This window comes from Kosakonia oryzendophytica (genome assembly GCF_900094925.1).
GTDB lineage: Bacteria > Pseudomonadota > Gammaproteobacteria > Enterobacterales > Enterobacteriaceae > Kosakonia > Kosakonia oryzendophytica.
Genome location: NZ_FMAY01000007.1, coordinates 134,739 through 146,984, shown reverse-complemented (window position 1 = coordinate 146,984; position 12,246 = coordinate 134,739). Strand labels below are relative to the sequence as shown.

Here is a 12,246-nt window from a genome sequence, read left to right as displayed (position 1 = left end):
GTGTCAGTCATCAAGGAGCCATTCGGCGTGAGCAATTACAGTGAGCAGTTCCTGAAACAAAATCCGCTGGCCGTGCTGGGGGTATTGCGCGATTTGCAGAAAAACCAGGTGCCTGTCTGCATCACTTGGGGCGGTGGTCAGTTCATCAGTAAAATACTGGACGCGAATCCGGAAGAACTGATCATGGATTTTGGTAGTCAGGATTACGAAAATAATGCGGTACAGCGCGCCGGGAAAGTCACCGTGACAGCCGAAACGCAGGGTGCAAAAGTCGAATTTACGCTGGGTTCGCTTTCGGCAGGAGATTATCAGGCCTTACCGGCCTTTCTTACCCCATTGCCAGAGACATTATGGTTTATCCAGCGCCGGGAATATTTCCGCATCATCGCCCCTTTGCATCCGGCTTACTTCTGTAAGGCGCAACTGCCCGATAAATCAGAGATTCGCTTTCGCCTCTACGATCTTTCCCTGGGCGGGATGGGCGCATTACTGGAAGGCCCGGTACCTGAAATACTGGCACCGGGGATGCGCTTTACAAAGATTGAACTGGATATGGCATCCTGGGGACAGTTCTATTTTGATGCACAACTGATCGCCATCGGCGAGCGTAAAGTGGTGGACGGCAAAAACGAAACAATCAGCACTCCACGTCTCAGTTTTCGCTTTTTAAATGTCAGTCCGGGCGTGGAACGCGAACTCCAGCGCATCATTTTTGCCCTGGAGCGTGAGGCGCGCGAACGCGCCAGCCGGGTGCGATAATTACATCGCGTCCATCGCTTTTTGCACTTTCCAGATATAGCGCGGCGCCTGTGGCGCGGGGTGGTTATCCACCACATGTTTTAAGAAGGCGTCTGCGCTCAAATCATTAATTTCCTCAATTGCTTCGCTTCTGTCGGAAGAGAACGTTCGCAGTAGCGCACCAGCGCCATTCACGTAGGAAACGACCAGTGCATACTGCATCACTTTCTCATCACGGATGCCAGCCAGCGCCCCATGTTCGAGAATACTGAGGTAGGCTGCGCCCATCGAGATATTGCGCTCCGGGTTTTTCAGTTCGCTGGTAGACGGTTGCCCACTCCATCCCATATGGCGATACACTTCACGCCCTGCGGTAGAGGCTTTTAACTGCATCAGGCCAACGGCGTTGGATTTACTCACCAGATCCGGGTTGCCGCCTGACTCGACCGCGATCATGGCGGTGATGAGCCGCGGGCTTACGCCCCATGCCGCGCCGGCTTTTTCGGTTATCGGCATCCACTGCATCGCGCGTTTCACCGGGACTTCCGGGTTCCAGTCCGGCTTACGGTAATCCTGCTTTGAGCTACATCCGGCCAGTAAGACCACTAAAAAAACAAACCATCTCAATTTCACACCAGCAATCCTTATTCGGGGTATTCATCACTGCGGATGACAACGACACAGGTAAGCGGCATGATAACTGTTTCGCTATAGATGTCAGCAAGGAAATGCCATGTCCACCTTCCACCTGATCGCCCCTTCCGGGTATTGCATCAATCAGCAGGCAGCCGCCTCCGCCATTAAACAGCTTGAACAACAGGGACATCATGTCCGTAATCAGCAGGTGATTACCCGCCGTTGCGAGCGCTTTGCCGGAAGCGACGAACAACGACTTGCCGATCTCAATGGGCTGGCGCAATTGTCCGGCGAGAATGTGATTGTTATGCCAGTACGTGGCGGTTATGGTGCCAGCCGCTTGCTGAGCGAGGTTAACTGGCAGGCCATAGCGGAACGACAGCAGCAACAGCCACTGCTGATTTGCGGTCACAGTGACTTCACAGCTTTTCAGTTAGGCCTGCTGGCCACGGGCAATGTGATTACCTTCAGTGGGCCAATGCTGGCGGGTAACTTTGGCGCAGAGCCGCAGGACGCATTCACCGTTGAACACTTTTGGCGGGCATTGCGCAATAAAACCTATACCGTGGAGTGGCAAGGCGAAGGTCCGCATTGTCATACTGAAGGCCAGCTTTGGGGGGGAAACCTGGCCATGCTAACGTCGCTCGTGGGTACGCCCTGGCTGCCCTCAATCGAAGGTGGCATTCTGGTGGTAGAAGATATTAATGAACACCCCTACCGCGTGGAGCGGATGTTATTGCAACTGTTGCAGGCTGGCATTCTGGCGCGACAAAACGCGCTGGTGCTCGGCAGTTTCTCCCATGCACAACCCAACGAGTACGATGCAGGCTACAATCTTACTACGATGGTTGAATATCTGCGTTCGCGGCTGGACATTCCGCTGATCACCGGACTGGCGTTTGGACATGAGCCGCAAACCGTTACATTACCGTTAGGCGCCCACGCTGTTTTGCAACATGCTGAAAAATCTCAACTGACCCTGTCGGGTCATCCCGTGATGTCGGTATAAAAAAAGCGCTTAATGCCCTTATTAAAACGTTGTTTCTGCCGTTATTATAAATGCATTGAATGAATCCAGGCTGCCGGACGCAGCCCGGGTTTCCGATTTGTCATGACGGGATAAGGAGAGGCATAACATTGGACGCTGAGGCGATAATCAGTCTGTTTATTCTGGGTTCAGTTCTTGTAACCTGCAGTATTTTATTAAGTTCCTTCTCATCACGCCTCGGTATCCCGATTCTGGTCATTTTTCTGGCGATTGGTATGTTGGCCGGCGTAGACGGCATTGGTGGCATACCGTTCGATAATTATCCGTTCGCCTATATGGTCAGTAACCTCGCGCTGGCGATCATACTGCTCGATGGCGGTATGCGTACCCGCGCCAGCTCCTTTCGCGTTGCCCTTGGCCCGGCCCTTTCCCTCGCCACTGTTGGGGTACTCGTGACCTCCAGCCTGACCGGCATGATGGCGGCCTGGTTGTTCAAACTTAACATCATGGAAGGGTTGTTAATCGGCGCCATTGTCGGCTCCACCGATGCAGCCGCGGTGTTTTCACTGCTTGGCGGAAAAGGGCTGAATGAACGCGTGGGCTCAACCCTTGAAATTGAATCCGGCAGCAACGATCCAATGGCGGTATTTCTGACCATTACGCTGATTGAGATGATTCAGAAGCATAAAGCCGATCTCGATCTGATGTTCCTGGTGCATATCGTACAGGAGTTTGGCCTTGGCATTCTGCTTGGCGGTGCGGGCGGTTACCTGCTGCAGCAGATGATCAATCGCATTGTCCTGCCGCAAGGGCTCTATCCGTTGCTGGCGCTGAGCGGTGGTATCCTGGTGTTCGCCCTGACCACTGCCTTACACGGCAGCGGGATCCTGGCGGTGTATCTGTGTGGTTTTGTGCTTGGGAATCGCCCGATCCGCAACCGGTTCGGCATCTTGCAAAATTTTGACGGGCTGGCCTGGTTGGCGCAAATTGCGATGTTTCTCGTGCTGGGCTTACTGGTTACACCTTCTGATTTGTGGCCGATCGCCCTCTCCGCACTCATTCTCTCAGCATGGATGATTTTTGTTGCGCGCCCCCTGTCTGTGTTCGCCAGTCTGTTGCCGTTTCGCGGTTTTAACCTGCGCGAGCGCGTTTTTATCAGTTGGGTGGGGCTCCGTGGCGCAGTACCGATTATTCTTGCTACTTTCCCAATGATGGCCGGTCTGGATAATGCTCGTCTGTTCTTCAACGTGGCATTTTTCGTGGTGCTGATTTCGCTGCTCTTTCAGGGGACCTCACTCTCCTGGGCGGCAAAAAAAGCCAAAGTGGTGGTGCCACCAGTGGGCTGGCCAGTTTCGCGCGTAGGTCTGGATATTCATCCGGATAATCCGTGGGAGCAGTTTGTTTATCAGTTGAGCGCCGATAAATGGTGTGTGGGCGCAGCACTTCGCGATTTGCATATGCCGGAAGAGACACGCATTGCCGCGCTGTTCCGCGGTAATAGCCTGCTGCATCCGACGGGCAGTACCCGGCTACGTGAAGGCGATGTTCTGTGCGTCATCGGCCGTGAGCGTGACCTGCCCGCGCTGGGCAAACTGTTCAGCCAGTCGCCACCGGTGGCGCTGGATCAACGCTTTTTCGGCGATTTTATTCTTGAAGCGAATGCGAAATTTGCCGACGTGGCGCTGATTTACGGTCTGGAAGACGGGCTTGAGTACCGTGATAAACAGCAGACATTGGGCGATATCGTGCAACAGTTGCTGGGTGCTGCACCAGTAGTTGGCGACCAGGTGGAGTTTGCCGGAATGATCTGGACCGTGGCAGAGAAAGCGGACAACGCCGTGCTGAAAGTCGGTGTTCGGGTCGCGGAAGAAGAGGCGGAATAACCGCCTCAGCTTGTTTTACACCGTCACTACCGGGACGCGCGGCGCTAATGCGCACATCAATTCATACCCGACCGTGCCGGAGGCTGCAGCCACTTCATCAATTTTAATCGCCTTGCCCCACAGCTCGACCGGCGTACCAATGCCAGCCTGCGGGCAAGGGGTTAAATCCACCGTCAGCATATCCATCGAGATCGCGCCCACGGTGGTTGTGCGGATGCCATCCACCAGTATGGGTGTCCCTGTCGGTGCCAGTCGCGGATAACCATCGGCATAGCCACAAGCGACCACGCCAATGCGCTGCTCTGAACCGGCGCGGTAGCGTGCACCATACCCCACGGTATCGCCAGCCTTTAGCGTTTGTACGGCAATAATTTCACTGTTCAGCGTCATTACCGGACGAATACCACTGGTGGCGACATCCTGCCAGTCGCCCGAGGGTGACGCGCCATAAAGCACAATACCGGGTCGCACCCAGTCGTAATGCGCCTCCGGGTGCCAGAGCGTGGCGGCCGAGTTTGCCAGCGAGCGCGGTGCAGCGATGCCTTCAGCCGCCTGCGCAATACGCGCCATCGGCGCGATAATGCCCTGCGGGTGTTCCGCCGCCGCAAAATGGGACATCAGCGTGATCTCACCCACGTTTGCCAACCCACGCAACTGCTGCCAGACGCCATGCACACGCTCGGGCAGAAAACCAAGGCGGTTCATTCCACTGTTAATTTTCAGGTAGATATCCAGCGGCGCTTGCAGGCGGGCATTTTGCAATGCGTTAATTTGCCAGTTGCTGTGCAGGCTGGTGGTCAGGCGGTATTTGTCAAAGAGCGGCAGCTCATCCGCATGGAAAAATCCCTCCAGCATCAGAATCGGCCCTTTCCAACCGCGTTCACGCAGCAGGATGGCTTCTTCCAGATTCAGCATGGCAAAGCCATCTGTGGTATGGAGTGCGCGCCAGACACGATCGATACCGTGCCCGTACGCGTTTGCCTTAACAACCGACCAGATTTTTGCGGATGGCGCTGCGCGGCGAACAACCTGCAAGTTATTGGCCAGCGCCTGTAAATCCAGGGTGGCCAGAACCGGACGAGACATCACTATTCCTTATATCAGTTATGAACGCCGTGTAAGTGCTGCGCACGCGCAGGTGTAAAACCCGGCAGATAGCGCGCCACGCCAAGATCATCAGACGGAATCGCGGGTGTCGTGCCGGAAATCAGATCGCTTATCAACTGACCGGAACCGCAGGCCATTGTCCAGCCCAGCGTACCGTGTCCGGTATTGAGCCACAGATTTTTAAACGGAGTACGCCCGACAACAGGTGTGCCGTCCGGAGTCATAGGACGCAAACCCGTCCAGAAGGTAGCCTGCTCAACGTGGCCACCGCGTGGAAACAGGTCACGTACCACCATCTCCAGTGTTTCACGACGCGGCTTCAGCAGTTCGGTGTTATAACCCACAATTTCCGCCATTCCGCCGACGCGGATGCGTTGGTCAAAACGGGTAATGGCAATTTTGTAAGTCTCATCGAGAATGGTCGATACCGGTGCGCCATCTTCTTGTGCAATCGGGATAGTCAAAGAGTAGCCTTTGAGCGGATAGACCGGAATATCAACAATCCCTTTCAGTAAACCGGTGGACCAGGATCCAAACGCCATCACGTAGGCATCGGCTTTGATCACCTCGTCGCCGCATTTCACGCCGTAGATTTTCTCCCCTTCATACAGCAGGCGATCCACCGGTGTGTTAAAGCGGAACACCACTCCTGCCTGAGCGGCCATCTGCGCCAGATGTTGGGTAAAGAGCTGGCAGTCGCCAGTTTCATCATTGGGCAAGCGCAGCCCACCCGTCAGTTTCCCCGCCACTTCCGCCAACGCAGGTTCAACCTCCGCCAGACGTGCCGCCTCCAGCAATTGGTAGGGCACACCGGCATCCTGCAAAACAGCGATATCGCGGGTCGCATTTTCATACTGTTCAGCAGTGCGAAACAGTTGCAATGTACCGCCCTGCCGCCCTTCGTACTGAATCCCGGTGGTTTCCCGTAGCAGTTTCAGACAGTCGCGACTGTATTCCGCCAGACGCACCATACGTCCTTTGTTTTCCATATAGTGGCGGGTGTCACAGTTACGCAACATTTGCCACATCCATTTTAACTGTGATGATGTGCCGTCCAGACTGATGGCCAGCGGCGCATGACGCTGAAACATCCATTTTATAGCTTTCAGCGGCACGCCAGGCGCAGCCCAGGGCGCGGCATAGCCGGGTGAAATTTGCCCTGCATTCGCGGCGCTGGTCTCCTGCGCAGGACCAGGCTGCCGATCTATCACCGTCACGTCATGACCCGCCTGACGCAGATACCATGCGCTGGTGACGCCCACGACGCCGCTTCCTAAGACAACAACTTGCATATCCCTCTCCCATGAGTAAAGCACAATCATCTAATTACAAATTGATAACCTAGGTGAAAATATTATTCAACATATGCCTTTTTTATGGTGACACCCCTCACAGGTTCGCCCTATTACAAGGGCTGAACGTATTTAGCATCTCCTGCTGAACGCCTTTTAAGCACAGAATAAAAAACTACAAAATAGCCTTCCTACGTCACCTCAAGAAGAAAAAATCGCGAAGAAAAACCTATGGCTTAGCCACATATTTTATTGCGTGTTCTATGCTTGAAATGAGACGCTCCATACAGAGAGTGTTGTTAACAACGAGGGCGCGCTAATGGCTACGATTGACTCAATGAATAAGGATTCTATTCGTCTGAGCGATGGACCCGATTGGACTTTCGATCTGCTGGATGTTTACCTGGCAGAGATCGACCGGGTGGCGAAACTCTACCGGCTGGATACCTATCCGCATCAAATCGAAGTGATCACCTCAGAACAAATGATGGATGCCTACTCAAGCGTAGGTATGCCAATTAACTACCCTCACTGGTCGTTCGGTAAGAAATTCATCGAGACGGAACGCCTTTACAAACATGGTCAGCAAGGTCTGGCTTATGAAATTGTCATCAACTCGAATCCCTGCATCGCTTACCTGATGGAAGAGAACACCATTACTATGCAGGCACTGGTGATGGCGCATGCCTGCTACGGGCATAACTCGTTTTTCAAAAATAACTATCTGTTCCGCAGCTGGACCGACGCCAGTTCGATTGTCGATTACCTGATCTTTGCCCGTAAATACATTACCGATTGCGAAGAGCGTTATGGCGTGGACGAAGTCGAAAAATTGCTCGACTCCTGTCATGCACTAATGAACTACGGCGTGGATCGCTATAAACGCCCGCAGAAAATCTCGCTGCAGGAGGAGAAAGCGCGCCAGAAAAGCCGCGAGGAGTATCTGCAAAGCCAGGTGAATATGCTGTGGCGTACGTTGCCGAAACGCGACGAAGAGGTGGCGGTGGCCCAGGCGCGTCGCTACCCGGCAGAGCCGCAGGAAAACCTGCTCTACTTTATGGAGAAAAACGCCCCGCTACTGGAGCCGTGGCAGCGCGAAATCCTGCGCATTGTGCGCAAAGTCAGCCAGTATTTTTACCCGCAGAAACAGACTCAGGTGATGAACGAAGGATGGGCGACGTTCTGGCACTATACCATCCTTAACCACTTGTATGACGAAGGCAAAGTCACCGACCGCTTTATGCTGGAGTTCCTGCACAGCCATACCAATGTGGTGTTCCAGCCACCGTATAACAGCCCGTGGTATAGCGGCATCAACCCTTATGCGCTGGGCTTTGCCATGTTCCAGGACATCAAACGAATCTGTCAGTCGCCGACCGATGAAGATAAGTACTGGTTCCCGGATATTGCCGGTTCCGACTGGCTGGAGACGTTGCATTTCGCAATGCGCGACTTCAAGGACGAAAGCTTTATCAGCCAGTTTATGTCGCCAAAAGTGATGCGGGATTTCCGCTTCTTTACCGTACTGGATGACGATCGCAACAACTATCTGGAGATAGCGGCCATTCATAACGAAGAGGGCTACCGGGAGATCCGCAACAAACTGTCGTCGCAGTACAATCTGAGCAACCTGGAGCCGAATATTCAGGTCTGGAACGTGGATTTACGCGGCGATCGCTCGTTGACACTGCGTTACATTCCGCACAATCGCGCGCCGCTGGATAAAGGTCGTCGCGAAGTTCTGAAGCATGTGCATCGGCTGTGGGGATTTGATGTGCTGCTGGAGCAGCAAAACGAAGACGGTAGCGTGGAACTGTTAGAACGCTGCCCGCAACGCTCTAACACGCTGTAACGGAAATCCCCTCTGCGCCGCAGAGGGGTATCTTTGCTTATCGCCCTTGTAAGGCCAAATCGCCTGGCATCGTTTTTTGCATCCGGTGCCAGATTTCACCGCTCTCATGGCCGTAGCGACGCACCAGCTCATAAACCTGATCGTGCTGCGCGTGCTCACACACTTCCGCCAGCTTATGATAGAAACCCAGCGCCAGACTACGTGCTTCCGGACTGGAGAAGTAATGGCGGCCAATGCGCGTGTACAACCCTTTCATGCCGTTAAGGATCAACCCGTAAATCGGATTACCGGAGGCAAAAGCCAGCCCGCGGAAAACGTTGTAATCCAGTTCAGCAAACGCGTCAGCGTGGTCTTCCACCTCGCGCGCACTGGCCAGCACTTTCAACGCGTCATCAGGATGCTGACGGAAAGCAGTACGAATAAAAATAGTGGAAATGTTGGTACGCACTGACAACAAGTTGTCGATCAATTGTGGAACACTTTCGTGATCGAGACGCGCCAGCGTTTCCAGAATATTCAGACCCGATGTTTCCCAGAAGTTATTCACTTTGGTGGGTTTGCCATGCTGAATAGTGAGCCAGCCATCACGGGCCAGTCGCTGTAAAACTTCACGCAATGTGGTACGGGTGACGCCAATCAGTTCAGAGAGCTCGCGTTCAGCAGGAAGAATGGATCCCGGAGGGAAGCGATTATTCCAGATACTTTCAATGATATACTCTTCCGCGAAACCCGCCGGGCTCTGCGCCTTAATGACCATAGTGAGATTTCCATTACACAGCATTAGCAAAGAGCACTCATCATACCAGACCCCGCCGGGGGCAGGTAGCATGCGAAAAGAAGAAAAAAGGGGATCGGTACGCCATTTTGACTATTTAGCTGCGCTTAACCTCATAAGTCATATGGCTTTCATCCGAAACTGATACAGCAAGTAATGTTGGTTATTTTTTACCGGATATAACATCGCTTCGTGGTCTGGTTTGACTTTTCGCATGATAAACATTCAATTACGTATTATTTTGCCTGCCGCTAGTGGCCTGTACATAGATTTCGTTTACACTGCCTTTTCAAAGCATCTCCCAGGGAAATGATTATGTTGCGATACTTGAACAAGTGCTCGCGCGGGCGCGGCGCATGGTTATTAATGGCGCTGACGGCGTTTGCACTTGAAATGGTCGCGCTGTGGTTCCAGCATGTCATGCTGCTGAAACCTTGCGTACTCTGTATTTATGAACGCAGCGCGTTATTTGGCGTGATGGGTGCCGGCATTGTCGGCGCGATCGCGCCAAAAACGCCGCTGCGTTACGTCGCTCTGGCAATCTGGATCTACAGCGCGTGGCGCGGCATCCAGCTTGCCTGGGAACATACGATGATTCAGTTGCATCCTTCCCCGTTTATGACCTGCGATTTTGCTGCCCGTTTTCCGACGTGGCTGCCGCTGGATAAATGGCTCCCGCAAGTGTTTGTCGCATCCGGCGACTGCGCTGAGCGTCAATGGTCGTTTCTGACGCTGGAGATGCCGCAGTGGCTGCTGGGCATTTTTGTCGCTTACCTGGTCGTTGCGCTGTTGGTGCTGATTGCCCAACCGTTCAAACCGAAAAAACGCGATCTCTTCGGTCGCTAACAGAACGCTCCCTCGGGAGCGTTTTTTTTTGATTACCTTCCCGATGCCAGTCCATAGCGTAGTGGCTTCAAGTTCATCGACCTGACATCGCTGCGCTTTTACAACCCACACGACCCCATACGCACGCAAAAGGTTGCCTGCTCTCGTAGACGGCGTGTAAGGTAACGGCCCTGATCCATCGGGTAAAAGGGAAATGCATGACCGCCGGGATAATCGCGCTGATTTACTTTGCGTTGGGTACGCTACTGTTTATAAAGAAAATCAGACTCTATACCATCACGTCCTCTTTTCTTCTCTTTGTCGCGCTGCATATTGTCGCGCCCAGCCAGCTCCTCACGGCAATCTGGATCGCGGTGCTGCTATTGACGTTTGCTGGCCTGCTGATAATCAAAAGCAGCCGTGACAAGCGAGGCGTTTTTTACTTTTCTCTGCCCTGCTGGCTGCTTATCGCATCGGTGATTATCGACCTGTTCTGGGGTGTCTGAGCGTCAATCCGCCCACTCAGGTTTGTTTAAAATGTGCTCCTGCCAGTCGCGAACTTCAGACTCTTTTACGGCAATATGGCGCACGGAAATGCGTTCGGCGTGCATTGCCGCTTTGGAGCCGGTGCGCAACGGGTGCCACAGCGGTAACGCTTTCCCCTCGGCCAGTAGACGGTAAGCGCAGCTCGGCGGCAGCCATTCAAAAGTCGGGAGATTTTCGCGGGTCAGTTTGATGCAATCAGGTTCATACTCGAACCGGCGCTCATAGTTACGACACTGGCAGGTTTTGATATTCAACTGACGACAGGCGACATTGGTAAAGTAGATCTCGTCGGTGTCTTCATCCATCAGCTTATGCAGACAGCACTGCCCGCAGCCATCACATAACGACTCCCACTCCGCGTCCGTCATTTGGTCGAGAGTCTTGCTTTGCCAGAAAGGAGTGTCGTTCATGATAAAATCCGCCATTGAAATCCAGGGAGCACCTTATAACCAGTCTGGCATGCGGATGCAAGTTTTGCCGCCCGTTCCAGGCGGCAAACTGTATCACAGTACGCGGGTCGTCAGTGAAAGACCGTCAAAGCTTACATCGAGCTCATCACCGCTTTGCAGCGGGCCGACGCCCTCGGGTGTTCCTGTCAGGATCACATCGCCTGCTTTCAGCGTGAAAAAGCGGCTCATATACGCAATCAGTGGCACGATTTTGTGGATCATATCGGCAGTGGTGCCTTGCTGACGAACCTGGCCATTCACTTTCAGGCCAAGCGTCGTGTTTTGCGGGTCGCTGGCAAACTCCGCCGCCGGGATAAAGCCCGAAATCGGGCATGAATTATCAAAACCTTTGGCTTTTTCCCACGGTTGCCCGGCTTTCTTCATTTTACTTTGCAGATCGCGAAGCGTGAGATCCAGCGCCACACCGTATCCGGCTATAGCCTTACGGACATGTTCTTCCGTGGCCTGACGCAGCGTTGCACCAATCAGCACCGCCAGTTCCACTTCATGATGCACAGAACCAAAATCCTGCGGCAGGGCCAGCGGCTGGCGGATATCGCACAACGCCGTTTCGGGTTTAATAAACAGGACCGGCTCTTCCGGGGTAGCGCTCCCCATTTCCTTAATATGTTTCGCATAGTTACTGCCAACACAAACCACTTTACTCACCGGGTAATCCAGCAGAGCGCCCTGCCAGTTGTGATGCTGATACATTTATTCCACCTCCGGTAACACATTGAACATGAGCGAAAAATGACTATCCGCGCCACCCGGCTGTTTGTCAAATCCCCAGGCATTGCTGCCTGTATCGAAGGTCCAAATAAGAAACGGCTCAAAGAGCCGTCCTTTCCCGTATCGGATTTATTGTTTACCTAAACCTGCGAGATGTTCCTTCAATAAATTTTCCTGCGGTGGCGGCAACTGCAAATAATAGCCTTGCGTGACCAATGCTTCTTTTACTTTATCCAAATCCGCGCCAGCCAATTTTTTACGACCGTCGAGCGGAAAAAGCATCGTCAACTGCGGTGGACCAAAACTCTGCATTAATGCTTCCGGTACACGTGAAAAATCGTCTTTTTTTTCGACATAAAGATAAGTCTGTTCACGACGGGCACTTCGATAGATCACACAAAACATACTTATTACTCGGAATTA

At 53.2% G+C, this 12,246-nt stretch carries 13 protein-coding genes; 6 read left to right on the top strand and 7 right to left on the bottom strand.

What is annotated here, in order from left to right; genetic code table 11:
- The first annotated feature begins 27 nt into the window (after positions 1 to 27).
- Positions 28 to 759: a flagellar brake protein YcgR gene (gene ycgR, locus GA0061071_RS13700; RefSeq protein ID WP_061496540.1), complete on the top strand. Its 732-nt coding sequence runs from the start codon at positions 28 to 30 to the stop codon at positions 757 to 759.
- Here the strand turns inward: ycgR and emtA are convergent, their stop codons facing one another.
- Positions 760 to 1,371, bottom strand: coding sequence for a membrane-bound lytic murein transglycosylase EmtA (gene emtA, locus GA0061071_RS13695; protein WP_088237913.1), 612 nt, complete (start codon positions 1,369 to 1,371; stop codon positions 760 to 762).
- Positions 1,372 to 1,471: 100 nt separating this feature from the next.
- On the opposite strand from emtA, the gene ldcA reads away from it, so the two are divergent.
- Together ldcA and GA0061071_RS13685 are read left to right on the top strand one after the other, a co-directional pair.
- The gene (gene ldcA, locus GA0061071_RS13690) at positions 1,472 to 2,383 is read left to right on the top strand and encodes a muramoyltetrapeptide carboxypeptidase (RefSeq protein WP_088237914.1); all 912 of its coding nucleotides are present in this window, start codon (positions 1,472 to 1,474) and stop codon (positions 2,381 to 2,383) included.
- Between the two features lie 128 nt (positions 2,384 to 2,511).
- Complete coding sequence (locus GA0061071_RS13685; protein WP_061496546.1) at positions 2,512 to 4,245, top strand: potassium/proton antiporter; 1,734 nt, start codon at positions 2,512 to 2,514, stop codon at positions 4,243 to 4,245.
- 15 nt (positions 4,246 to 4,260) lie between these two features.
- On the opposite strand, the gene dadX is transcribed toward GA0061071_RS13685, so the two are convergent.
- Together dadX and GA0061071_RS13675 are read right to left on the bottom strand one after the other, a co-directional pair.
- Positions 4,261 to 5,331: a catabolic alanine racemase DadX gene (gene dadX / locus GA0061071_RS13680; RefSeq protein WP_088237915.1), complete on the bottom strand. Its 1,071-nt coding sequence runs from the start codon at positions 5,329 to 5,331 to the stop codon at positions 4,261 to 4,263.
- A gap of 14 nt (positions 5,332 to 5,345) precedes the next feature.
- Complete coding sequence (locus GA0061071_RS13675) at positions 5,346 to 6,644, bottom strand: D-amino acid dehydrogenase (protein ID WP_061496550.1); 1,299 nt, start codon at positions 6,642 to 6,644, stop codon at positions 5,346 to 5,348.
- 319 nt (positions 6,645 to 6,963) lie between these two features.
- Here GA0061071_RS13675 and GA0061071_RS13670 point away from each other — a divergent pair, with 319 nt between their 5' ends.
- The gene (locus GA0061071_RS13670; RefSeq protein WP_061496551.1) at positions 6,964 to 8,496 is read left to right on the top strand and encodes a SpoVR family protein; all 1,533 of its coding nucleotides are present in this window, start codon (positions 6,964 to 6,966) and stop codon (positions 8,494 to 8,496) included.
- A 37-nt stretch (positions 8,497 to 8,533) separates the two neighbouring features.
- On the opposite strand, the gene fadR is transcribed toward GA0061071_RS13670, so the two are convergent.
- On the bottom strand, positions 8,534 to 9,253 hold the full coding sequence (gene fadR / locus GA0061071_RS13665; protein WP_088237916.1) for a fatty acid metabolism transcriptional regulator FadR: 720 nt from the start codon (positions 9,251 to 9,253) through the stop codon (positions 8,534 to 8,536).
- A gap of 333 nt (positions 9,254 to 9,586) precedes the next feature.
- Here fadR and dsbB point away from each other — a divergent pair, with 333 nt between their 5' ends.
- Together dsbB and GA0061071_RS13655 are read left to right on the top strand one after the other, a co-directional pair.
- Positions 9,587 to 10,117 carry a disulfide bond formation protein DsbB gene (gene dsbB, locus GA0061071_RS13660; RefSeq protein ID WP_061496555.1) on the top strand — a complete coding sequence of 177 codons (531 nt, stop codon included), beginning with the start codon at positions 9,587 to 9,589 and terminating at the stop codon, positions 10,115 to 10,117.
- Between the two features lie 197 nt (positions 10,118 to 10,314).
- On the top strand, positions 10,315 to 10,602 hold the full coding sequence (locus GA0061071_RS13655) for a hypothetical protein (RefSeq protein ID WP_061496557.1): 288 nt from the start codon (positions 10,315 to 10,317) through the stop codon (positions 10,600 to 10,602).
- A gap of 3 nt (positions 10,603 to 10,605) precedes the next feature.
- On the opposite strand, the gene GA0061071_RS13650 is transcribed toward GA0061071_RS13655, so the two are convergent.
- From GA0061071_RS13650 to GA0061071_RS13640, 3 genes are all read right to left on the bottom strand, one after another.
- Entirely contained in the window at positions 10,606 to 11,052 is a 447-nt protein-coding gene (locus tag GA0061071_RS13650; protein ID WP_061500079.1) for a YcgN family cysteine cluster protein, read from the bottom strand.
- 93 nt (positions 11,053 to 11,145) lie between these two features.
- Complete coding sequence (locus tag GA0061071_RS13645; protein ID WP_061496559.1) at positions 11,146 to 11,805, bottom strand: fumarylacetoacetate hydrolase family protein; 660 nt, start codon at positions 11,803 to 11,805, stop codon at positions 11,146 to 11,148.
- A gap of 147 nt (positions 11,806 to 11,952) precedes the next feature.
- Positions 11,953 to 12,228 carry a YcgL domain-containing protein gene (locus GA0061071_RS13640; protein ID WP_061496561.1) on the bottom strand — a complete coding sequence of 92 codons (276 nt, stop codon included), beginning with the start codon at positions 12,226 to 12,228 and terminating at the stop codon, positions 11,953 to 11,955.
- Between the last annotated feature and the right edge of the window lie 18 nt (positions 12,229 to 12,246).